Origin of the sequence: Paenibacillus sp. FSL W8-0194, assembly GCF_037969745.1 — a bacterium.
Taxonomy (GTDB): domain Bacteria; phylum Bacillota; class Bacilli; order Paenibacillales; family Paenibacillaceae; genus Paenibacillus_AQ; species Paenibacillus_AQ cookii.
Genome location: NZ_CP150205.1, coordinates 1,477,499 through 1,499,574, shown reverse-complemented (window position 1 = coordinate 1,499,574; position 22,076 = coordinate 1,477,499). Strand labels below are relative to the sequence as shown.

At 54.6% G+C, this 22,076-nt stretch carries 20 protein-coding genes; 4 read left to right on the top strand and 16 right to left on the bottom strand.

Annotated elements, in window-relative coordinates; translation table 11 throughout:
* Positions 1–36 precede the first annotated feature (36 nt).
* From MKY58_RS06510 to MKY58_RS06495, 4 genes are read right to left on the bottom strand one after another with little or no spacing between them, the layout of a single operon-like run.
* Positions 37–1,578, bottom strand: a complete 1,542-nt coding sequence (locus MKY58_RS06510) for a DUF4127 family protein (protein WP_339323910.1) — start codon at positions 1,576–1,578, stop codon at positions 37–39.
* A gap of 46 nt (positions 1,579–1,624) precedes the next feature.
* Entirely contained in the window at positions 1,625–2,470 is an 846-nt protein-coding gene (locus MKY58_RS06505; RefSeq protein ID WP_339325070.1) for a carbohydrate ABC transporter permease, read from the bottom strand.
* Positions 2,470–3,351 (bottom strand): sugar ABC transporter permease, encoded by an 882-nt coding sequence (locus MKY58_RS06500; RefSeq protein ID WP_339323909.1) that lies wholly within the window; start codon positions 3,349–3,351, stop codon positions 2,470–2,472. Before MKY58_RS06500 ends, MKY58_RS06505 begins: the two co-directional genes overlap by 1 nt.
* A gap of 19 nt (positions 3,352–3,370) precedes the next feature.
* Positions 3,371–4,696, bottom strand: a complete 1,326-nt coding sequence (locus MKY58_RS06495) for a sugar ABC transporter substrate-binding protein (RefSeq protein ID WP_339323908.1) — start codon at positions 4,694–4,696, stop codon at positions 3,371–3,373.
* Positions 4,697–4,714: 18 nt separating this feature from the next.
* Between MKY58_RS06495 and MKY58_RS06490 the strand changes: the two genes are divergently transcribed.
* Positions 4,715–5,068 (top strand): hypothetical protein, encoded by a 354-nt coding sequence (locus tag MKY58_RS06490; protein WP_339323907.1) that lies wholly within the window; start codon positions 4,715–4,717, stop codon positions 5,066–5,068.
* 17 nt (positions 5,069–5,085) lie between these two features.
* Here MKY58_RS06490 and MKY58_RS06485 read toward each other — a convergent pair whose 3' ends face one another.
* From MKY58_RS06485 to MKY58_RS06460, 6 genes are all read right to left on the bottom strand, one after another.
* A complete protein-coding gene (locus MKY58_RS06485; RefSeq protein WP_036711201.1) occupies positions 5,086–5,604 on the bottom strand; it encodes an adenine phosphoribosyltransferase in 519 nt (172 codons plus the stop codon).
* Between the two features lie 39 nt (positions 5,605–5,643).
* Entirely contained in the window at positions 5,644–8,046 is a 2,403-nt protein-coding gene (gene recJ / locus MKY58_RS06480) for a single-stranded-DNA-specific exonuclease RecJ (protein ID WP_339323906.1), read from the bottom strand.
* 56 nt (positions 8,047–8,102) lie between these two features.
* Positions 8,103–9,059, bottom strand: coding sequence for a cation diffusion facilitator family transporter (locus MKY58_RS06475; RefSeq protein ID WP_036711304.1), 957 nt, complete (start codon positions 9,057–9,059; stop codon positions 8,103–8,105).
* 178 nt (positions 9,060–9,237) lie between these two features.
* A complete protein-coding gene (gene secF, locus MKY58_RS06470; protein ID WP_036711197.1) occupies positions 9,238–10,146 on the bottom strand; it encodes a protein translocase subunit SecF in 909 nt (302 codons plus the stop codon).
* Positions 10,136–11,407, bottom strand: coding sequence for a protein translocase subunit SecD (gene secD / locus MKY58_RS06465; protein ID WP_339323905.1), 1,272 nt, complete (start codon positions 11,405–11,407; stop codon positions 10,136–10,138). Before secD ends, secF begins: the two co-directional genes overlap by 11 nt.
* Positions 11,408–11,570: 163 nt before the next feature.
* A complete protein-coding gene (locus MKY58_RS06460) occupies positions 11,571–11,828 on the bottom strand; it encodes a post-transcriptional regulator (protein WP_156124605.1) in 258 nt (85 codons plus the stop codon).
* A 244-nt stretch (positions 11,829–12,072) separates the two neighbouring features.
* Here MKY58_RS06460 and spoVB point away from each other — a divergent pair, with 244 nt between their 5' ends.
* Positions 12,073–13,686: a stage V sporulation protein B gene (gene spoVB, locus MKY58_RS06455; RefSeq protein WP_339323904.1), complete on the top strand. Its 1,614-nt coding sequence runs from the start codon at positions 12,073–12,075 to the stop codon at positions 13,684–13,686.
* 3 nt (positions 13,687–13,689) lie between these two features.
* Here the strand turns inward: spoVB and MKY58_RS06450 are convergent, their stop codons facing one another.
* On the bottom strand, positions 13,690–14,511 hold the full coding sequence (locus MKY58_RS06450) for a DUF421 domain-containing protein (RefSeq protein ID WP_339323903.1): 822 nt from the start codon (positions 14,509–14,511) through the stop codon (positions 13,690–13,692).
* Between the two features lie 203 nt (positions 14,512–14,714).
* On the opposite strand from MKY58_RS06450, the gene MKY58_RS06445 reads away from it, so the two are divergent.
* Together MKY58_RS06445 and MKY58_RS06440 are read left to right on the top strand one after the other, a co-directional pair.
* Positions 14,715–15,107 carry a TIGR04086 family membrane protein gene (locus tag MKY58_RS06445; RefSeq protein WP_339323902.1) on the top strand — a complete coding sequence of 131 codons (393 nt, stop codon included), beginning with the start codon at positions 14,715–14,717 and terminating at the stop codon, positions 15,105–15,107.
* A gap of 75 nt (positions 15,108–15,182) precedes the next feature.
* The gene (locus MKY58_RS06440) at positions 15,183–16,025 is read left to right on the top strand and encodes a phosphatase PAP2 family protein (protein WP_339323901.1); all 843 of its coding nucleotides are present in this window, start codon (positions 15,183–15,185) and stop codon (positions 16,023–16,025) included.
* A 236-nt stretch (positions 16,026–16,261) separates the two neighbouring features.
* Here MKY58_RS06440 and yajC read toward each other — a convergent pair whose 3' ends face one another.
* From yajC to ruvB, 5 genes are all read right to left on the bottom strand, one after another.
* Positions 16,262–16,603, bottom strand: a complete 342-nt coding sequence (yajC, locus tag MKY58_RS06435) for a preprotein translocase subunit YajC (protein WP_339323900.1) — start codon at positions 16,601–16,603, stop codon at positions 16,262–16,264.
* Positions 16,604–16,670: 67 nt separating this feature from the next.
* Complete coding sequence (gene tgt, locus MKY58_RS06430) at positions 16,671–17,810, bottom strand: tRNA guanosine(34) transglycosylase Tgt (protein WP_212951807.1); 1,140 nt, start codon at positions 17,808–17,810, stop codon at positions 16,671–16,673.
* A 36-nt stretch (positions 17,811–17,846) separates the two neighbouring features.
* Positions 17,847–18,875, bottom strand: coding sequence for a tRNA preQ1(34) S-adenosylmethionine ribosyltransferase-isomerase QueA (gene queA / locus MKY58_RS06425; RefSeq protein WP_339323899.1), 1,029 nt, complete (start codon positions 18,873–18,875; stop codon positions 17,847–17,849).
* 6 nt (positions 18,876–18,881) lie between these two features.
* Complete coding sequence (locus MKY58_RS06420; RefSeq protein ID WP_339323898.1) at positions 18,882–20,984, bottom strand: SpoIID/LytB domain-containing protein; 2,103 nt, start codon at positions 20,982–20,984, stop codon at positions 18,882–18,884.
* Positions 20,985–21,050: 66 nt separating this feature from the next.
* Positions 21,051–22,055 (bottom strand): Holliday junction branch migration DNA helicase RuvB, encoded by a 1,005-nt coding sequence (gene ruvB / locus MKY58_RS06415; protein ID WP_212951810.1) that lies wholly within the window; start codon positions 22,053–22,055, stop codon positions 21,051–21,053.
* Positions 22,056–22,076 lie beyond the last annotated feature (21 nt).

The window sequence follows — 22,076 nt, the reverse complement described above, 5'->3', positions numbered from 1 at the left end:
CGAATAAACATGCCGGGGCTGGAACCCGATGCAGTCTTAGCCTTCCTCATCCGGCGGATAATAACGAACGCTTAGCCCCGCTTCAAAGGTCCGGTTCCACGGCAGGAAGCAATCCGTTATTTCGACGCGTCCCCCGCTTCCGTCAATGCGCTGCCGGAGCTCATCCGCCAGACGCTCCCGCACCAGCCGGGCAACTTTTCCCCGCGGTCCGTCCAGCTGAAATCGGCTGAGCCCCATCGCTTCGACTTCGCCTTGATTCAGTTTCGTGCGGACGACGGTGCAGTAACACAAATCCTCCGCGTAGCGCAGACCCAAAAAATCCAGATGCTGCGGCGTCCGGCCGAAACGAAGGTACAAAAACGACTGCGCGATGACCGTTCCCAGCGTATTTCCGCTCGTGTTCCAGCCGGCATAACCCGCCAATTCGAAGAGAAGACCTTTGTGCCTCAGCAGCTTCAGCAATTTGCGATCCGCGCCGTTTGCGTAAGCCACATCGGCTACGGCCACGGGTTTTCCTTTGCGGCGAAGCATGTAATCCCCGTATTCGGCCAATTCGACGATGTTCCGGGATACCTCGTCACTCCAATCGGGCTCCTCTTGAACGGTTGCTTCCGCCATCGTCTCCCCGGGCGTGTTCACGAGCAGCACGAGATCCGCCTCGTCTGCCGAGGACGCCATCAAACCGCCTGCGGCCATGATTTGGCATTTCAGGCTTTCGTGGAGAACGCGGTCCTCGTACAGCGGGGTTACCCAAGCTCCCCGGGCGGCGGCCAGCCTCGCGTACACGAGCGGAACGGCGTTCAGGCTTTCGTTGACCATTCTGGCCAGCAGCGTGCAGCCGACTTCGTCCGCTCCGGGGTACATGTACGTTTTCAGCTCCAAATCGAGCTCCGAGATCAGGGCCCGCACCTTCTGCTGGTCCTTTGCCGTGTACCCGTAAAGCGCCGCATCGTCCTGCGGGATGACCATAAAATCGATGACGCCTTCGGCAGCGAGCCGAAGCGCGTAGTCGATCGCCCCGATGTTGACGGATCTGCGGCGCAAATAATCCTCCAGAACGCCGGCGGGAAGACGGCTGTCGATCTTCGCCAGCTCCTCCAGTTCCCCGGGGGCAGCGAGCCCCAGCTCCGACCGATGGCCGATGTATCCTTTCCGGAAAATATCCCGCCCCCAATCGGCGTAATAATCCGGTTCCTCGTCGGAGGACGAATATTGGGGACAGCGCATGATCAGCTGAAAGGCGAATATGTTCAGACCCGGATTGCGCTCCTTCAGTCCCCGCAGTTTTTGCAGACGTTCCCTGAGCTGCGGTTCTTCCATAGGATGCAGCCTGGATGGGACGATGCCGCCGTACAGCAGCGTATCCAGCGCTATGACGGCGCCGTCCGCATCCGCAGTCTGTTCCTCAAGCCAGGCCCATAACCGGTCCGTGTCCCCCGGCCTTTTTTTCAGTCCCATCATCTCCATGGGCGGGCGCGCCATGCGGACGCCGGTTCCCTGCGCCAGCAGGTAAGGAAATTGGTAATTGCAAGGCCGTTCATCCAGCGGCATATAGACGATTTTGTGCAGCTTCCCCATCGCTTAACAAGCTCCCTTTTTCATATAAAAGTCCATCCCCCGCCGCCTAGCCTTTGATCGCTCCCGCGATGCCCTCCATATAATACCGCTGCGTAAACAGGAATACGATGATGATCGGCAGCACCGAAATCATCGTCCCCGCCGCGATCCAGCCGAAATTATAAGAAAACTGTCCGTTCAGGAACGTCAGCGCCGCGGCAAGCGGATACTTCTGCGGATCGTCCAGCACGACGATCGGCCACAAAAAGTTGTTCCAAAACGCCATCATCTCCAGCAATGAGATCACCGCGATCGCCGGTTTGACGAGCGGCAGCACGAGCTGCCACCATATCCGGTACTCGGAGGCGCCGTCCATTTTGCCCGAATCCCGGATGTCCGTCGGAACGCTCAGAAAGGTCTGCCGCATCAGGAAAATGTTGAACACCGAAACGGCCGAAGGCAGCACCACCCCGAGAAAAGAACCTGTAAGATGCAGCCACTGGATGGTCAAATAGTGTACGATCATGGCCGTCGAAGACGGAATGATCATCGTCGCCACCAGCAGCCCGAACACGAAATTTCTGCCTTTGAAGCGAAAGGTCGCAAGCGGGTAAGCCGTCAATGCGGATAAAACGACATTGCTGACCACCCCTAGCGCCGTAATGACCACCGTGTTGTAAATGTATTTCGGAAAACTCATGAACTGCCATACTTTCACGTAGTTATCGAAATCGATAAACGTCGGCAAGATGGCCGGAGGATTGGCAAACACGTTTTTGCCGGGCATCAGCGACACGCTGAGCAGCCACAGAAAAGGTCCCATCATAAATAAGGCCAGCGCCAGCAGCAGGACGTACACGACCGCAAGCCGCACGCCCGTCAACCATTTTTTCGCATAAGTCGTCGTCGCCATCAATAGGGATGTACACCCCCTCTGCGGTTAAAGCGGAAGACAAGCACGCTGAGCGCGCCGATCAGGACGCTGACGATCAGCCCCAGCGCCGACGCATACCCGAAGTTGAACTGCTCCAGGCCTTTTTGGAAAATGTAAACGCTGGAGGTTAACGTCGAGTTCCCCGGACCGCCTTTGGTCAAAATGTAGACCTCGTCGAATACTCTGATGGCCCCCATCAGCGAAATCAGCGTGCAAAACAGGATATGCGGCCGAAGCAGCGGCACGGTGATGCTCCAAATCGAACGCCAGCGGCTCGCGCCGTCCACCCGGGCGGCCTCGTACAGATCCGAGGGGATGCCCTGCAGTCCCGCCAAATAAAGCATCATGTAGTATCCGAGCCCTTTCCACATCGTAATGAACATGAGGACGAACAACGCGGTGCTGCTGGTCGACAGCCAGGAAACCTGTTCATGGATAAGCCCGATTTTCATCAGCAGGAAATTGACGACGCCGTTGCTGCTGAGCAGCCAGCTCCAGATCAGGGCGACGGCCACCATCGAAGTCACGACCGGGATGTAATAGGCCGTACGGAATATTTTGACGCCGGGTATGTTCCCGTTCACCAAAATCGCCATCAAAATCGATAAAACCTGGATCACCGGCACGACGATGACGTACAAAAGCGAATTCCACAGCGAAATCAAAAAGTTATGATCCTGAAAAGCCTTCACGAAATTATCCAAGCCAACATAGTGGGTTTCGGAAATGACGGAATAATCGGTAAAGGACAGCGGAATCCCGTAAATGATCGGCCAAAATACAAACACCGCTATTAGAGCCAGCCCGGGCGCCATAAACGTCCAAGCTGAGAAGGCTTCCGAACGCACCCATCTGCGCATGCCGCATTCACCGTCCCGTTTACTTTTTCAACACCTGATTGACCTCCTGCTCCATGGCGTTCAGCGTGGAAGCGATGTCGGCGTCGTTCAGCATGATTTTTTGCAGGCCTCTGGCGATCGCCCCGTTGATATCCGTTGCGTTCGGCACGCCGACCATATAATCGACCGCTTTATCCAGGCTGTTGGCCGAAGCGATTTTGGCCTGGGCTTCCAGCGTGTTGTCCGACTGCGTAAAAAACGGATCCTTAATGGACTCTTTCGTGGACGGAAGCGTATTGGCCGCTTTGGCAAACGCCGTCTGGTTATCCGCATTCGTAATGAACGCCGCAAACTCCACCGCTTCCTTCGGGTGCTTCGACTTGGCGGGCACGACGACGTTCATGCTGTTCGACAAGCGCACATCGGCTTTGCCTGTCGGAAGCGGAACGGCAACCGTATTTTTGTAAACGTCCGGTGCCGAGGTTTTCAGGAAGTTGATGAACGTCGGGCCTGCGATTTCGAAAGCCACCTGTTCGCTGGAATAATACTGGATCTGCTTCGTGAACGGAACATCCTCCTTCATGATGACGCCGTCGGCGATTTTCTGTTTCGTTTTTTCGAGGATCGCTTTCGTTTCCGGCGTATTAAATGCGGCTGCGCTTTTGTCCTCGTTCAGGATCTTGATGCCTTCTTTCGGGAACAGGTTGGAAACCCACTGCGTCGCATATCCCGTTTTCCCCGTTTTTTCCTTGATCTGTTTGGCCCAGGCGATCAGCTCATCCTGCGATTTCGGCGGATTTGCCGGATCCAGGCCGGCCGCCTTGACGATTTTGGTGTTCATGAAAAGAACTTCGGTGCCGGTGTACCAAGGGAGGGCGTAGGCTTTACCGTCGATCACGGTGGAGTTGAAGATGCCGTCAAAATAAGACTTCTTCTGTTCATCGGTCAAAAAGGCGTTCAGATCGGTTACGGCGCCTTTGGAACCCATTTGGCTCGCGAATTCCGTGTTCAAATTGACCACGTCCGGACTGGATCCGCTGGCAATGCTGGTAAGCAGCTTGTTGGTAACGGCATCGTAAGGATAGTCCTTCCAGTCGATGGTTACGCCCTCATGGCTTTTTTCGTATTCCGAGATCAGGTTATTGAAATAATCCGTAAAGGTCGGCTGCAGCGAGATCGTCCAAAATTCCAATTTCACCGGCTCCGCTTTGCTGACGTTTTCTTGCGTTTTTCCGTCGCCGTTTTCCTTCGTCGTTCCACTGCTTTCTTTCGGGCTTGCTCCACCTCCGCCGCAGGCGCTCAGCATAAACGACAACAATAACACGGACAACACAATGACAGACATTCCCTTTTTGTTCATTTTCATGTTTTCGGCTCCCTTTCCATGATTGTCGGGCAGACATTCCTTTGGCTTGAGGATAAAAACGGCGGAACGGCATCAGCTTTTGGGGTAGGAGAAGAAAATCGGGATACTCAGAGAATTTCTTCTGTTTATTATAAAAATATGAAGTTTTTATCCTCTCTTATAACACTATTTCGTATCGCCGCCGAGCATTCCAACAATCTGCGTACAACCCGGGGAAAACTGGTCATGACGGCGGCCATGCCGGCGAGTGGACAACACCCCTACTCCATGTATATTTGCGGCACAAAGCAAAAAATACCTTCAGGTCTGAATCGACCCGAAGGTATTCCTAATATTTCCCGGGAAAACGTAAGTCCCGGACAATCCTTATAAGTATTCGCTATTGGCGATTAATCTTCGTATTCCATGAGGGAGAACACTTCGATCCCCGGCAGCTTCTCACGTCCGTTCAGAGCCGAAAGCTCGATCAGGAACGCTGCGCCGACGACATTCCCTCCCAGCTGCCGCACGAGGTTGACGGAAGTCGAAATCGTGCCTCCGGTCGCCAGCAGGTCGTCCGCAATCAGCACGTTTTGTCCTTTGCGGATCGCATCCGTATGCATCGCAAGACGGTCTTTGCCGTATTCCAAATCATAACCGACCTCGATCGTCTCGTATGGAAGCTTCCCGCTTTTACGGATCGGCGCAAAACCGACGCCAAGCGCATAGGCCAGAGGAGCGCCTACCACGAATCCGCGCGCTTCAGGACCTGCAATCACATCGATGTTCAGAGCGGAAACCATTTGTTTAAGGTCGTCGATGGCTTTTTTGTACAGCTCTCCGTTCTGAAGCAATGTGGTAATATCCTTGAAGCTGATCCCCGGCTGCGGGAAATCGGGAATGACCCGAATATGTTTCTTGTAATCCAAATAAATCTCCTCCTAAGTGTTATACGAAAGGTCATGCGTTTAGCTGGCGCCTTCCAAACGGGATATCATCCAGCTCGTGCATTGGGATGTGCCCGCATACAGCAAATGTTGCTCCATTTCGGCCAGGCTGCCCAATGCGGAGAAATGCGCTGAACTGCTCAGTTCGCGTTTCGGCGGTTTCGGAATGACCACGATATGGCCGTCACGGCGTTCAATAAACGAAAGCTCCTCGAATACGTCCATCATCATCGATACCATACGCAATGTCGCGGAGGACTGCTGGCTGAGACGGAGAAGCGCTTCCTTCTCCCTGATCGGCTCCGCAGCCATCCGCATCAGCAATACATACAGCAGTTTGAATTGGTCCCGGCTCGGCACGGTCAGCTTCTCCGCCTGATTCCGTCCCGAGTGGAGCAGGAACAGGTTGGAGAGGTTTTTGAACGTGGCAAGCAGCGTATCGAGCTGATCCGCGGAGTCGGGCACGTGTATCATAAACAAAGTCGTAATCTGGTCAGCGTCATAGGTATGGGCCGCGTCGTTATATGCCGAAATTCCAGCATTCTTATCATATACCCAAAGGGTGCAATCATTCAAATGCAATTTCGGGGAACCTTCGAGGCGCGGATTAAATACGGCCGCGATCTGTTTGCGGTCCAGCCGCATATGCGGCGATATCCGGTCGTAGATTTGCCGGACGAGCCTCCATGGCTCTTTGGCATCCCTCAAATCGAACACCTGCGGTCCCACGATCCGCATATCCTGCAGCATAAGCTGCGGCTTCCGCGACCCGTTCCATTCGTTGACCGAAACCTCGGCCAGAATGTCCAGGGTCATTCCCTCTTCCAGCACGTCCGCCAAATCTCCCCTGCCGAAAGCCACGGCTTCCATCCGCGCGCCGTCCTGTCGGACGACCAGCTTCAGATGTTTGCCGTCTTTCCCCATCTTTCTCGTTTCGACGAGCCGGGTTCCGCGGAAAATGAGCTTCGGCACCGGATTGGCCATGCCAAACGGCGCCAGCATCTCCATTTCGTCGATGACGTCCAGCGGAACGTCGGATAATTTCCATTCGCCGTCCGCAGCCGTGACGGGAATATAATCTTCTTCCGTCATCGCTGCGGCGGCAAACCGGTTCAAAGCTTCTTCAAACGCTTGAAGCTGATCCTTGTGCAGGCTCATGCCGGCTGCCGACGGGTGCCCGCCGTAATGGTCCATCAGCTCTTTGCAGGAGGTCAGCGCCTCGTAAATGTCAAGCCCCGGGATGGATCTCGCCGAACCTTTGCACATCCCGGTTTCGGGATCGATGCCGAGAATAATGACCGGACGGTAATAACGTTCCAAAATTTTCGAAGCGACGATGCCCACGACGCCGACGTTCCAGCCTTCGCCTGCCAGAACGATCACGTCCGGAACGCTGCCGTCCGTACATTTATGCTGCAGCTGCCCAAGCGCCTCTTCGACGATCGATTCGACGACCTGCTGGCGTTCCTTGTTCAGATCGTCCAAGGCATGGGACAGCCGCTGCGCTTCGTCCGCATCATCGGACGTCAGCAAAGCCACGGCGGAACCTGCATGGTCCAGCCGGCCGCTGGCATTGATTCTTGGCGCCATCCCGAATGCCACGTTCGTGGCCGTAACCGATCCCATCGCAATCCCGCTGACCTCCATCAGGGCGCGAATTCCCGGAAACGAGGTGCGACGCATGGATTCCAGTCCGCGGCTGACCAAAATGCGGTTTTCCCCGGTTAACGGCATCAGATCGGCGATCGTGCCGATCGCGACGATTTCGGTCCATTCCACCGGGGGTTCCCCGAGTATGGCCTGTGCCAGTTTATAAGCTACGCCGACGCCCGCCAATCCTTTGAACGGATAAGGGCAACCCGGCTGCTTCGGGTTGATGAGGGCATACGCCTCGGGAAGCACTTCGGGCGCTTCGTGGTGATCCGTCACGATCACGTCGATGCCAAGCGCGTTGGCATAGGCGATTTGCTCTACCGCGCTTATGCCCGTGTCCACCGTTATAATCAGGCTGACGCCTTGCTGATGGGCCCAATCCAGCGCATGGTTATGTAACCCGTAGCCTTCATTGGAACGATGCGGAATGTAAATATCGAAAGAGGCCTTCAAATGCCGCATGAAAAAAATCATTAATGAAGTGCTGGAAACGCCGTCCGCATCGTAGTCCCCGTATATGAGTATATGTTCCCCCTGTTCAACCGCCTGCCGAATCCGCGGTACGGCTTTATCCATGCCGAGGAGCAGATACGGATCATGCAAAGCGTCAAGGCTGCCCCCGAGAAACATTTCGGCATCGTCCAGGCTGGTGATGCCTCTGGAGGCCAGCAGCGAAGCGGTCAATGGGGATACCGAAAGCTGCTTAGCCAAAGTTCGTGCGGTCTCTTCATGTCCGGAAGGAGTCTGCCACGAATATTTTGATTCAAACAATCGTCTTCACCTTTCTTTCCCTGCCGGCTTGCGCCTTCGATGCGCGATTCAACGCGTTATTGAAGCAGCGTCGGCATGTCATTATCCGTAAGCTGATGATTGGATTTGTACGGATAGCCGGGATCATAAGGAACGACTTGGATATTCACGTCACTGATATGCACGAAGCGGTTCATCAGCAGTTTTTTGGCCCGCTCCGCGATTTCGTTTGCTTCCAGCACCGTAATGCGGGGATTGACGCTGATTTTCAGATCAACGGTTACGTAATGTCCTTGCTCCCTTGCCTTCAAATCGTCGACGGTGATGATGCCGTGTACCCGCTGCACGGTCTCGATGAAATTCAGAGAGTCCTCCTGCTGGGTTTCCTCCACAAGCGAACCGTAAACGGATGTCACGATCATCAGGTACCCTTTGCGGAGCACCAAAGCCGCCACGATCAGAGCCGCAACCGGATCCATGTACATCAGCGCTTTCACCTGCAAACCGTCGCCTGCCAAGGACAAAAAGACGCCGATGCAGACGGTCAATGAAGTATACAAACTAAAGCGATGTTCTTCGGCATAAGCGGTATGATTCCCGTCGCCTTGCTTTTTCGAATAGCGGTATTGGAATTGAAAAATGGCTTCCTTTACGGCCAACGACACAAAAATGGCGATGAGCGTAAACGATTCCGGTATCTCGATGGTTCCCGAAGCGATTTCCCGAATGGAAGCGATCGCGATCTGCAGCCCTCCCATCAGAACAAGCACCGCAAAAATGATCGCAAACAAAGGCTCCGTTCGGTGCGAGCGTTTCGGCTGCTTGCCTGCGCCCCAAGCTTTGGCGGACATGCGGCGCGGAATGAGCCGGTTCAACGCTGTCACCGCATCGGAAGCGGAATACAACGCATCGCCAAGCAATGCCTTGCTTCCCCCGAAATAACCTAATGTCCCTTTAAGAACGGCAAGCGACAAATCGCCGATCATTCCCGCCCAAGTGACCGTATCGGAAGAATGTGAACGCCCTGTGCTCATGTTTGCCTCCTCTCCGGCAGTCCCAACATGCCGATTCTTTTCTTTGAAATGGATGTCATCCGTACGGTTATGACGCACCTGCATCCGTTTCTTCGAGGTGAATAAGCCATTGATGAGTTCCACATGGAAGATCGAAAGCCGCGTCGCATGGGACGCGGCTTTCACCTGTACAAGAACCTTACGCTTTGGAAGGCTTGACCGCTTTCCGGTTAGGTTTTTGCTTGTACTTAAAGAGCAGCCACAGCGGGCTTGCGATGAAGATCGAAGAGTATGCCCCGAAGATCAGGCCGATGACCATGGCCAGCGAGAACATTTTGATCGATTCTCCGCCGAACAGGAACAGGAAAAACGCGGCGATAAATACCGTAAACGCCGTATACAAGGAACGCATCAGCATTTGGTTGACGCTGTGGTTCAGCAGTTTGGCCAAATCCTCGCGCGTCTTCTGCTTGCCGAAACGCAGGTTTTCGCGGATCCGGTCGAAAATAACGATCGTATCGTTGATCGAGTAACCGATGATCGTCAGCACCGCGACGATGAACGTCAGGCTGACCTCCAGCCGGAAGATGGAGAAGATCGCTACGACCATAAACGCGTCATGCAAAAGCGCGACGATGGCCGCTAACGCGAACCGCCATTCAAACCGGATACTTACGTATATGATGATCCCGATACAGGATATGAGTACGGCATAGATCGCATTCCGGCCGAGCTCCTTGGCCATTTCCGGATCAACGGTGTTGATTTCGAAGGATGCAGACTTGTCCAGCTTCTGAATTTCCGCTTTCAGCTTTTCGTCCTGATCCTCCTGGAGCACTTTCGTGAAACGGATGTTCACCCGCTGATCCCCCGGCGTGATATGCGCGTCTTCTTTGGCGACTCCGATGGCGCTGAGCACCGGCTGTATCTCTTCAGCCGTCACGTTTTTGGACAGCTTCACGTCCACGTTCGAACCCGCGCGGAAATCAACGCCGTAGTTCAAACCGAAAGCGGAAAGCGCGATAATGCCGGCGATCGTCAGCACGATCGAAAAGATAAAGGCCGGCTTGCTGAGCTTCACGAAGTCGAATTCTCTCTTAAAGTGCATTGATCTCACTCTCCTTTACACCGAACTGCTTCGGTTTTTTGAGCAGCTCGCCCTTGACGAGCAAACTAAGCAGGAAGTGGGTCAAATACACGTTCGTCAAAATGCTCAACACGATTTCGACGATCAGGACGAGGGCGAAACCTTTGACGGCGCCTGTCCCAAACGCGAACATCACCGCACCGACGATAATCGTCGTAATGTTCGAGTCCAAAATCGTGCGGAAGGAGGATTTGTTCCCCGCTTTGACCGCCGAGGTGATGCTGCGGCCGTTGCGGATTTCTTCCCGAATCCGTTCGTTTGTGATGATGTTCGCGTCGACGGCCATCCCGATCCCGAGAATAAACGCCGCTACGCCCGGAAGGGTCAGCGTAAAGTCGGCCCAGACGAACACCAGGATGAGCAGCCAGGTATGCACGATCAGCCCGAAGCTGGCGATGATGCCCGGCAAACGGTACATTGCGATCATAAAGAGCAGAATGACGATGGAACCGATGATGCCTGCTTCGATCGTTTTTTGCAGCGACTGTTTGCCCAGCGTCGCGCCTACGCTTTGAGAATATTTTTCGGTCAGTTTCAAAGGCAGGGCGCCCAGATTGATCGTGTCGCGGATTTGTTTGGCTTCTTCGATCGAATAGCTGCCGGAAATTTGGGCTTTGCCGTCGGTCAGCTCTTGACGGACCGTCGGGTCGGACAGCATGTTGTCATCGAGGAAGATCGCCAGGTTTTTGCCGATCAAACGTTTGGTGACATCCGCGAATTTCTTTTTGTCCTTCACCTTGATATCGATGACGGGCTGGTTGAGTTGGTCGTAGCCTACGGAAGCTCCGTTTTCGACAAAATCGCTGCCGACCAGCTCGACCTTACAATATATATCTTTCGGTTGCGCGTTTTCCGCAGGCGCCTTGCAGCCATCCGCGCTGCGGAATGTCAGCGAGGCCGGCTCCTTCATTTTCTTTCTGACTTCGGCTTCGTTGGTTACGCCTGCGATTTTAAGGCGAATCCGGTTCGTACCTTCAGTGGTTACTTCGGGTTCGCTGGTACCAAGCGCATTGGCGCGCTTCTCCAGGCTTTCCGCCGTACGCGTGAGGGACTGTTTCGTAATCTTTTGTCCCGCTTCGAGCGGCGAAGCTTCGTACAAAATCTCGAAGCCCCCTTTAAGATCAAGACCGAGCCGGACGCCGTTCAGCAATCCCGGAGTCGACCAGGCCATGATTCCCGCAGCAACGAGCACGACGATGATGAAAGTAGCAATTCTTTTCATGCCGTTCCTAGTTCCCCTTTCGTTCTCAATATTCCTATTATAGCCATGCGTCAAAAAGCAGTCAATTTATCAATATTTGTCGTTTCCGCCCGCCGGGAGGTTTTCCGGATCTTGAAGAGAGGCCTTATCCGCTTAGCCGCCAACCTGAAAAAGTTCCTCTCCATTAATCGAAAGAGGAACCTTTATATGCAGATATGGTCATAAAGTTCATAAATGTCGTTACCTTCAGAGAGAGAATATCGTTGGTCAGCTTATACAAAGGAGGAATGCCTTCCTTTTCGTATTTGCTGCTGATGCAGTTCCAGATGTCTTTGCTGGTCACATGTTCATAACCGATAAGCCTGAATTCCTCCGCCTTGCTCCGGCAAAACGCCTCAATGGCGGCATCCATCTCGCTTTCGCTCATATATTCCGGGCTCACTGGCGCACCCTCCTCCCCGTCTCCCTGGTGTCTTCCTGCCAAGTTATACTTTTATACTACCACATTCGACTCCGCATGGCCCCATTCCTTCTTTTGGATTGCAAGACTTTTTTCGGTTTTCGCCAAACCCTCGCGCAAAAATGTCCTGGTATGAATGGACGAGTCCGGCATATCCATATACAAAAGGTCTGTCGCAACGCATGCAGCAGCAAAAGAGCTGGCACGGAAAAAGGGAGTGGCGCATTTGAACAAGCTAACACCTCGCACGGGGACATCGAAAAAGCAGACGTTTATCCAAGGCACGATGATTTTGCTCGCCGCCGGGATCGTCAACAGGATTTTGGGATTTATTCCCCGCATCGCCCTGCCCCGCATCATCGGGGCCGAAGGCGTCGGCATTTACCAGCTCGGATATCCTTTTTTCCTGGTGCTGGTCACCATCATCACCGGCGGGATTCCGCTTGCGGTGGCCAAGCTGATATCCGAAGCGGAAACGGAGAACAAACCGCAAAATTCCGAATTCGTCCTCCGCGTCAGCCTGATGCTGACCGTCGGTTTGGGCATTCTGTTCATGGCGCTTTCCGTCTGGCTTGCGCCCTGGGTGACGAGCCATATCCTGACGGATTCGCGCGTCTACTACACGTTTATCAGCATGAGCCCGATGCTTGTCATCGTTGCCGTATCATCCGTTTACAGAGGCTATTTTCAAGGCAAGCAAAACATGATCCCTTCCGCCGCCTCAAGCATCATCGAAACCGTGGCCAGAATCGGCTGCACGTTATGGTTCGCTTATCTGCTGCTGCCCAAGGGGATTGCTTATGCCGCGGCAGGAGCGATGCTTGGGGTAACGGCCGGCGAATTTTTCGGGCTGCTCGCCCTGTTATGGCAGTTCCGCAAGGAGCGGCCAATGCTGGCCAAAACCGAAAAAGGCTCGCGCAATCAAGCGTCAAGCCCGGGTTTGTTTTCTCGTTTGATGGGCATCAACATTCCGGTGACGGCAGGCAAGCTGGTCGGTTCCTTTTCTTACCTGTTCGAATCGATTATCACCGCGCAAAGCCTTGCCATCGCAGGCATCGCCACGTCCGTCGCCACCGCGCAATACGGCGCGCTGCAGGGCATGATCATTCCCGTCCTGCTCCTGCCCGGCGCGTTGACCTCTTCCCTGGCCGTATCGCTGGTTCCATCCCTTTCCGAAGCGGCTGCCCGCAAAGACAAGCTGACGATCCATAAGCGGCTCAACCAAACGATTCGGCTCGCCTTGGTTACGGGCGCTCCTTTCTCCGTGATCATGTACGTGCTCGCCGAACCGCTTTGCCGGCTGTTGTACAACAGCGCGGACATCGCGGGGATGCTGCGGATGCTGGCCCCTTTTGCGCTTTTCGTCTATGTACAGGCCCCGCTGCAGGCCGCGCTGCAGGCATTGGACCGCCCCGGAAGGGCGTTGTTCAACACGCTGGTCAGCGCTTCGATCAAGCTGTTTCTGATCTGGTATTTGTCTTCCCAGCCGGAATACGGCATTTACGGCGCCGTCATCGCGATCATCATCAACAGCATCGTCGTCACCGTCCTTCACGGGTTTAGCATCAGCCGGCTGCTCGCTTACCGCTTCAAGCTTTTCGACATGGTGAAACTGCTTTGCGCCATGCTCATCATGGCTGCCCTAACGACGTATGCCTTCCGCCATTTTCCGTTTGCCGGCTTCGGATGGATTCAGCTTTTTGCATCGGCGCTCGTTGGCGTGGCTGCGTTCCTGGTCACGGTTTTTGCCGTGAAGCTGGTCTCGCCGCGCGACGTGAGAAGAATGCCGGTCATCGGCAAATGGTTCGGCTCGGACGAGCCGAGGAAACCTGCGGCATAAGGTTTATTTCGGGTCGACGTATACCTTGCCGTTCGGGTCGATCGAGCATAAAAATACGTCCTTGAACTCTTTGACGCCATGCTGCTGAATTTGATGTTTGAGCCAAAACCGGTTTTTTCTCAGCTTCCGCAAATTGTCGTCCTGCACTTTTCCGTCCATGATCAGCGGAACGGGAAGCACGCCGAAACTGAAGGTTCCGGCCGGGGCAAAAAAGAGCTTTTTCGATCTGGATCCGCCGTTTGCCGCAATCTTCCCCGCCTGCCGCGGATTTGCGGGTCGTTTTGTCTCGGGCTGCGCCCAAGCCGTGCCGCCGCTTGTTCGGGAATCGTTCCCGCCAAACGGCTGCCGGGGTTCCTCGCGCGGAGGGGAAGGGGATTTGGGAATGACCGTCAGCTGTCCGGAGTTTTCCAGAATGGCAAATTCGACGTCCGCGATGTTTTGGATGTTTTTCCCGCGCAGCTGGAGCAGCAAATCGTCCAGATTATACCGCTGTTTCCGCATCTCCTCCCGGTTGAGCTTGCCCTTGGCCACAAGAATGCTCGGCTCGCCTTCGAACCATAAACGCACTTTCCTGCTCTTCAGGCTGACGATGGCGATGATCAATTGGATGATGACCAGCGTGATCATCGGCACGATCCCGTCGAAAACCGGGCGCTTGATATCTTCCAGCACAAAAACGCCGATTTCGGCGATCATGATGGAAATGACGAGATCGAAAATCGAAAGCTTTCCGATTTCCCGTTTTCCCATAATCCTTAAAGTCAGATAGATGACAAAATACATGAGTACCGTCCGAAATACGGTGACCAAAATGTGAGCAGCCACACCCAAGCCCTCCCTTTGATGCGATATGGTTGGAAGATATATGGGTATTTTGGCCTTCGTCCATTTCAGGCATGCACTGCCGCGCGGATTAATAATTGGAAAATTACTTGTACTACCCCGGGAGGCTTGGACATAGATTTACATTAACTTATGGTTTAGGGGATTGACGAAAAAATCCTAGAATGATGAAGGGGGTTCCTGTTATGCACATGATCCGGCGCGTGCTTTCTTTTCGGATCGCAAATCCGATTCTGTCCGGGCTCTACTATTCTTTTTTCTGGATGATGCTTGGCGCGCTTGTCCTTTCTCTCCTGCTGTGGTCCAGCGGCATGGACGAACAAAGCCTTTCCCGCTACATTTATGTGGTTCATGCGGTTGCATCGTTGTTCGGGGGGATTGTCGCAGGCAAGCGGGCAGGAAAAAGAGGCTGGTACCAAGGCGGCCTGACGGGCATTTTGTACGGCGCGCTGATCATCATGATCGGTTTTCTCGCGCTCGACAGCCATTTGCAGACGGGGGATCTGCTGCTGCTTGCCGCGGCGTTTGCCTCGGCGGCCATCGGCGGCATGTTCGGCGTGAACCTTAAAAATAAGTGAATCGATAAGGCCTCTCCTCTTGAAATATGGTACACTAAGTTCACTTGATTCTTACAAGAGGAGGCTTTTTCTGATTTGATATACCAATCCATGCAGGGAATATCCATCGCCTCGGCGGTCGCCGTGATTCTGCTGATCTGGCTGGGTACGCTCCGCAACCCGTTCAAAGCGGCCTACCTGTTTATTAAAGAGCTGCTTACTTCGCGCAAGTTTTTGCTGCTGTTCTTCATCATGGTAGGGATTCTTCTGCTGAACAAATATGAGCTGCAGATCGAAGAAAACATGAATTACCATAAAGATTTCACGCCTTGGGTATTCGGCTTGGAAGGACATTTCGTGCAGCATTTTCAGGGCTTTTTCCACAGCCCGTACCTTACGCCCGTCCTCGTTTTTTTCTACGTGGTGGTTTTTCAATCGCTGCTTGTCGCATCGCTTGGCGTTTATGTTTCCGATCAAAATAAAGTGTTCGTGCTGGCCACCTGCTTCGCGATTATCATCAATTATACGGTCGCGATTCCGTTTTACCTGTTTTTCCCGGTCAATGAGGTGTGGTCTTACCCGCCATCCGGAGCGTCATTCCTCATGCTGGAGGTCTTTCCGAACTTCGAGCAGGAGTACAGGCCTTTATCCGGCATCAACAACTGCTTCCCAAGCCTCCATACGTCCATTTCGGTAACGATGATGGTTTTGGGATTGCGTTCCGGCAACAGACGCTTCGGCATCATGACGACGGTAAGCGCCATCATCGTGATTTTCAGCATCTTCTATCTGGGCATTCATTGGCTCACGGATATGATCGCCGGCACCATACTCGGCCTCATCGCTTCCAATGCGGGCATTCTGTTCGCCAAGCTTTCCTTGCGAAGCCAAAACGAATCCCTGCTTCACCGGCAGCGCAAAATGTTCGGCGGATTGTAATAACGAGAGTTATATACTTACAACTGATAAAAGAGGCGGCTCCCTGAACGGGAACCGCCTCTTTGGTTCGGCTAACGATGCTGCATATTCGCTGCGATAACCGATTTCATCATGCCGTTGGACGCTTCAAAGAAAGCGGCATAGGGATTTTTTCCGCATACCGGCTCCATTGTCGCTTATTGGTCATGATGAATGGAATTCATAAGTAATCTTGTGATTCGTTATGTCGCTGCAGCTTATTTTTCGCCTTCTGCCGCCGTGCTGATCGCATGGCTGATGGAATTCCGGTCGAACGTCAGTTTCGTGACGTCATTGACGCGCAAAACGACGATGTCGTCCGTGATTTCCATGATCGTCCCGTGAAGGCCCCCGATCGTAACGACCTTATCCCCTTTTTTCAATGCGCTGAGCATCGAGTTCCGGGTTTTCTGTTTCTTTTGCTGCGGACGAATAAGCAGGAAATAAAAAATCGCAAACATCAACACGAGAGGCAAAATCAAGCTGAGGAAGTTGCTTCCGCCGCTTGCCGCGCCGCCTGCGCCTGCCGCAATTTCAAAACTTTCGAATTTTTCGAACATCCCTTTCCCCCCTTTCATGGATTAACCCCGTCGTTTCAGTTTCAGCTGCTTCCGAAAAACCTTCGGATTAAAAACCTTTATCATTGTCATGAAGACCGTACTGCTCAAAAAACTCATCGCGGAAATCAAGCAGCCTGTCTTCCATGATGCTTTGCCGCACTTGCTTCATCAGGTTGATAAGGAAATGCAGGTTGTGGTACGTCGTCAGCCTGAGGCCAAAGGTTTCGTCGGCTTTGATCAAATGACGAAGGTAGGCTCTTGAATAGTTCCGGCAAGTATAACAATCGCATGCAGGATCAAGAGGGCCAAAATCTCTGGCGTATTGGGCGTTTCGCACGACGAGCCGTCCTTGGCTGGTCATCGTCGTTCCGTTGCGGGCAATCCGCGTCGGAAGGACGCAGTCAAACATGTCCACGCCCCGGATCGAACCTTCGATCAAGGCATCCGGAGAACCGACGCCCATCAAATAACGGGGTTTGTTGTCCGGAAGGAGCGGAACGGTATAATCCAGCACTTCATACATCAGCTGCTTGGACTCTCCAACGCTGAGTCCACCAATAGCATACCCCGGGAAATCCATGGAAGTCAAATCCCGCGCGCTTTGTTTGCGCAAATCCTCGTACATGCCTCCCTGCACGATGCCGAACAACGCCTGGTCATGCGGGCGCGCGTGGCTTTTCAGGCAGCGCTCGGCCCATCTCGACGTCCGTTCCAGCGATTTTTTGACGTAATCGTATTCGGCCGGATAAGGCGGGCACTCATCGAATGCCATCATGATATCGGAGCCGAGCGCGTTCTGGATTTCCATCGCCACTTCAGGAGAAATGAACAACTTGTCCCCGTTCAGGTGGGAACGGAAATGCACGCCTTCCTCGGTGATTTTGCGCATTTCGCTCAAGCTGAACACCTGGAAGCCGCCGCTGTCGGTCAAAATCGGGCGGTCCCAATTCATGAATTGATGCAGCCCGCCCGCTTCCCGGACGATATCGTGGCCCGGGCGCAGGAAAAGGTGATAGGTGTTGCTCAAGATGATTTGCGCGTCCATCGCCTTCAGCTCTTCCGGGCTCATCGTTTTGACGGTGGCCAGCGTTCCGACCGGCATGAAGGTCGGCGTTTCGATCACCCCGTGGGGGGTATGGACGCGGCCGAGGCGCGCTCCGGATTGTTTGCATGTTTTAATGTGTTCGTAATAAACTGCTGCAGTCATATAGATACCATCCTCTTAGATTCCGCTCGATCGGACTTAATAAATAAACATGGCGTCGCCGAAGCTGAAAAAGCGGTATTTCTCTTTGATCGCTTCTTCGTACGCATGCAAAATATGCTCTCTGCCTGCCAGCGCGCTCACCAGCATCACCAGCGTGGACTTGGGCAGATGGAAGTTGGTGATCAGGGCATCCACGACCTTGAATTCATAACCCGGATAAATGAAAATATCCGTCCAACCGCTGCAAGCCTCGAGCTGCCCGCCCGCAAACCGGGTGCCAAGCGTTTCAAGCGTCCGGCACGAAGTCGTGCCGACGGCAATGATGCGTCCGCCCCGGCTGCGCGCAGCGTTTAAGACGTCGACCGTTTCCTGCGAAACGGAATAATACTCCGCGTGCATCACATGGTCTTCGACCTTGTCGACGGACATCGGACGGAAGGTGCCCAGCCCGACATGAAGCGTCAAATAGGCGATCGTGACGCCCTTGCGCTCGATTTCCTCGAGAAGTTCTTTCGTGAAATGAAGCCCGGCTGTCGGCGCGGCCGCAGAGCCCTCATGGCGGGAATATACGGTCTGATACCGTTCCCGGTCATCCAGTTTCTCCTTGATATACGGAGGCAGGGGCATCTGGCCGAGCCGATCCAAAATCTCCTGGAAAATCCCTTTATAATAAAACTTCAGCACGCGTTCGCCCATGTCGGCTTCATCTTCGATGACGGCTTTCAGCTCGTCCCCGAAAACGATCGACGTGCCCGGCTTCAGCTTTTTACCCGGTTTGACGAGCGCTTCCCAGCGGTCTTCGCCGAGGTTTTTCAGCAGGAGCACTTCCGCTTTGGCGCCCGTATCTTCCTTGGTCCCGAACAATCTCGCGGGAATGACCCGCGTATCGTTCAGCACAAGCGTATCGCCGGGATGCAGCTGGTCCACGATATCCTTGAATGTATGATGGGCAATCGCCCCGTTTTGCTTGTTCAGCGTCAATAGACGCGATGCCGTCCGCTCCTTGAGCGGCGTCTGTGCAATCAATTCTTCCGGCAGGTTAAAATCGTACAAGTCTACGTTCATATTGCGTCATTCCTTCGTAATAGTTACGTTCTGGTAATAGTGTTTCAATATATCCTGATAACCATACCCTTCGTCAGCCATCCCTTTCGCTCCCCATTGCGAGAGTCCGAGGCCATGCCCGTCGCCGCGGCCGACGAACATAAAGCCTTCGTTTTCGTCGACGCTGCGTGCGCTGCCGTCCCCGTTCAGGATGACCGTTCCTCCGCCTGCAAGAGTGCTTTGGCCGGAAGCCGAGACGACGGCAACGCCGGACGAACCGGTCTTTTTGGCCGTCGTGCCGTCGGCACTCCGTACAGTATAGCTCCCGGTTTGGACAATATCAAATAAGGTGCTTGGAAGGCTTCCCAGCGCCGACCGGAACATCTCCGGATATTTTACGTCGAGAACCTGGCCGTTGGCCTTGATTTCCGTCGCCCGGCCCGAGGGCCCGCGTTTCGTGACGTCCAGCGTCACGATCGGGGAAGGAGGCGACGTCTGGGTTTTGCCCTGCAGGCTTTTAAGCAGCTCGGCCGACGTAAACGGCCCGCGAACCCAGGAGTACTTGCCGGATTCGTTCACTTTTTCCAGCAAGACCGCCGTATCGCCGGGATTCATTTTGGCGACCGGGCTTTTATCGGACTGGATCAGCGGCAGCGGGCGAACGTTCGTATCTTTGGCCGTCACGGTCACTTTGGCGAGTCCGCCGCCGGTAAACGTGCCGGTCTCTTTTACGTTGTCTTCGCGCACATAGCCGCTGATGCCGGAAGGGAGCAGCACATGGTACCACATTTTTTGGCCCTTCGCCGCGGCCGTGTCCCCCTCGCTTGGCACGCTGGCGAACGCATCCCCGCCGCTGTTCCACACTTCGGAAGGATCGGCCGACGCGCCGCCGGCGTTGGAGGAGAACACCGCCTCGACCACTTTCCCGTCTTTCCGGATCACTTCGCCGCGGGTTGCATCGACCGCTTTGACTACGCTCGGGGATTCAGAGGCGACCCCATTGTAAGCCTGGCTCAGCGTCGTGTCGACGACGTCCGCGATTTTAAACTTGCTGCTTTGCCCCACTTGAAATTCCGCATAACTGCGAGCGGCGACCGCTTGGGCTTTCAGTGCTTCCGCAGGCCACGAGGACTGCATCTCGCCGCCGACGACCGAATAGAGGTACTCTTCAAACGGCAGCTCATTGACAAGCGCCAGCTGTCCGTTCAAAACGCTGATCTCCATCGCCCCGCGGTAAGAACGGTTTGATCTTTCCTTTACCTTCAGTTCCGAGCCGCTGCTCGAAGCCCATGCTTTGGCGTCTTTGCCGCTGACCAGAAAATGCTTGACGGGTTGCCCTTGGCCGACATCCTGCCGGATGATCAAACCCGGAAGTCCGGCATCGGCGTTCGAGAGCGCAAATTGCGGCAATTGCGCCGCCGCGGAGCTTGACAGGCCGGCCAAATCCTGATCGTTTGCCGCTTCCCCGACCCAAACCGCGTAGCGGCTGCCGCCGTCGGCCGTCTGCTCCAGCGCGACCATCGCATCAAACCCGGCATCCTTGATGGAGCTTGCGGCTGCCGCCGCTTGCGCTTCCGTATCGTAAGAACCGGCGGTCAAATGCTTCGGGCCCTTCACCGCGGGAACCTGCCCCTCCAGATAAGCGGCCGCGGTTTTGGCCGTGCGGGCTGCTCCTGTAGCAGCCGCCTGCTCGCTTGCATAAGGCCCGGCATATAGCTGATACACTTGTCCTGCGGAGGTCTGGGCCGCAAACAGAAACGGCTTGTCCGCCGTGGCCGCCAGTTTTTTGTAGGCCGCGGAGGCGGCCGAAAAATCCTTCGTTTCCAGCACCTTCACGCGAAAGCCGTCGATGCTGAAGCGCGCTTCTTCTCCGGCGGCAAGCGCAAAGGCGGAGGATGGCCCTTCGGCCGCTTTGAATCCTACGGACCAAGCTTGTCCGGAGGAAAGCGTCACTGCCGCCTGCGTGGATTTATACGTGCTGCCTAAATCCATGAACAAACCGACCCGGATCTGGTCGGCCGAAAGAGCCGATGCCTTGCCGGACAACTGCAAGCCGCCGGCGGCCAGCATTACGGCCAAAAGACCTTTGCCACACCATGTAACTACCTTCGGTACCGTCGATTTTCGCACTCGTAATATTCCTCCTTGCATCCCATGAAGTCTATATCAAAAATTAATGTTAAAATCGCGATTGATTTAACGGGGATCGGGCATCGGCAGTCCTAAGTGCTGATAGGCCGCAGCCGTCACGATCCTGCCCCGGGGCGTCCGCTGCAGGAAACCGATCTGCAGCAGGTACGGCTCGTACACATCCTCGATCGTTTGGCTTTCTTCGCCGATGGTGGCCGCTATCGTATCGAGGCCGACCGGCCCGCCCTTGAAGCTCGTAATCATCGAAGTAAGCATTTTGTAGTCGATTTGGTCCAAGCCGCGCGGGTCGACTTGAAGCATTTTCAGCGATTCTTCCGCGATTTTCGGCGTAATCATGCCGTCCCCCCGCACCTGGGCGTAGTCCCGGACTCTTTTCAGGAGGCGGTTCGCGATCCGCGGCGTGCCTCTGGAACGCAAAGCGATTTCCTCGGCCGCATCTCCCACGATTTCGATGCCGAAAATGTCGGCGCCGCGCGATACGATGTAGCTGAGTTCATCCACGTTGTAAAATTCGAGCCGGCTGACGACGCCGAAGCGGTCGCGCAGCGGAGCGGACAACAGACCCGCCCGGGTCGTCGCCCCGATCAGCGTAAACGGCGGCAGGTCCAATCGGACGGAGCGCGCACTAGGGCCTTTGCCGATCATAATGTCGAGCGCAAAATCCTCCATCGCCGGATACAGCACCTCTTCCACCGTACGGTGCAGCCGGTGGATCTCGTCGATGAACAGCACGTCCCCTTCCTGCAGGTTGGTCAGCAGCGCCGCCAAATCGCCGGGACGCTCGATCGCAGGCCCGGAGGTGGTGCGCAAATTGACGCCGAGCTCGTTGGCGATAATGTTGGCCAAAGTCGTTTTGCCGAGCCCCGGAGGCCCGTACAGCAGCACGTGATCCAATGCCTCGTTGCGCATCTTGGCGGCTTCGATATAAATTTTCAGGTTTTCCTTTACTTGGTTCTGTCCGATATATTCGTTCAAATACCGGGGGCGAAGGCTCAGCTCCACCGCCTGGTCTTCCATCATTAAATTTGCCGATATGATCCGGTCATCCATTCCTGTCGCCCCTCTCCCAGC

What these genes read in the sequence shown, in the direction of transcription:
- MKY58_RS06510 (WP_339323910.1), bottom strand. Translation starts at nt 1,578, where the DNA reads ATGGGGAAGCTGCACAAAATCGTCTATATGCCGCTGGATGAACGGCCT.
- ruvB (WP_212951810.1), bottom strand. Translation starts at nt 22,055, where the DNA reads ATGGATGACCGGATCATATCGGCAAATTTAATGATGGAAGACCAGGCG.
- secF (WP_036711197.1), bottom strand. Translation starts at nt 10,146, where the DNA reads ATGCACTTTAAGAGAGAATTCGACTTCGTGAAGCTCAGCAAGCCGGCC.
- tgt (WP_212951807.1), bottom strand. Translation starts at nt 17,810, where the DNA reads ATGACTGCAGCAGTTTATTACGAACACATTAAAACATGCAAACAATCC.
- MKY58_RS06500 (WP_339323909.1), bottom strand. Translation starts at nt 3,351, where the DNA reads ATGCGCAGATGGGTGCGTTCGGAAGCCTTCTCAGCTTGGACGTTTATG.
- yajC (WP_339323900.1), bottom strand. Translation starts at nt 16,603, where the DNA reads ATGTTCGAAAAATTCGAAAGTTTTGAAATTGCGGCAGGCGCAGGCGGC.
- MKY58_RS06505 (WP_339325070.1), bottom strand. Translation starts at nt 2,470, where the DNA reads ATGGCGACGACGACTTATGCGAAAAAATGGTTGACGGGCGTGCGGCTT.
- MKY58_RS06475 (WP_036711304.1), bottom strand. Translation starts at nt 9,059, where the DNA reads ATGAGCACAGGGCGTTCACATTCTTCCGATACGGTCACTTGGGCGGGA.
- queA (WP_339323899.1), bottom strand. Translation starts at nt 18,875, where the DNA reads ATGAACGTAGACTTGTACGATTTTAACCTGCCGGAAGAATTGATTGCA.
- MKY58_RS06490 (WP_339323907.1), top strand. Translation starts at nt 4,715, where the DNA reads ATGATTGTCGGGCAGACATTCCTTTGGCTTGAGGATAAAAACGGCGGA.
- secD (WP_339323905.1), bottom strand. Translation starts at nt 11,407, where the DNA reads ATGAAAAGAATTGCTACTTTCATCATCGTCGTGCTCGTTGCTGCGGGA.
- MKY58_RS06445 (WP_339323902.1), top strand. Translation starts at nt 14,715, where the DNA reads ATGCACATGATCCGGCGCGTGCTTTCTTTTCGGATCGCAAATCCGATT.
- MKY58_RS06495 (WP_339323908.1), bottom strand. Translation starts at nt 4,696, where the DNA reads ATGAAAATGAACAAAAAGGGAATGTCTGTCATTGTGTTGTCCGTGTTA.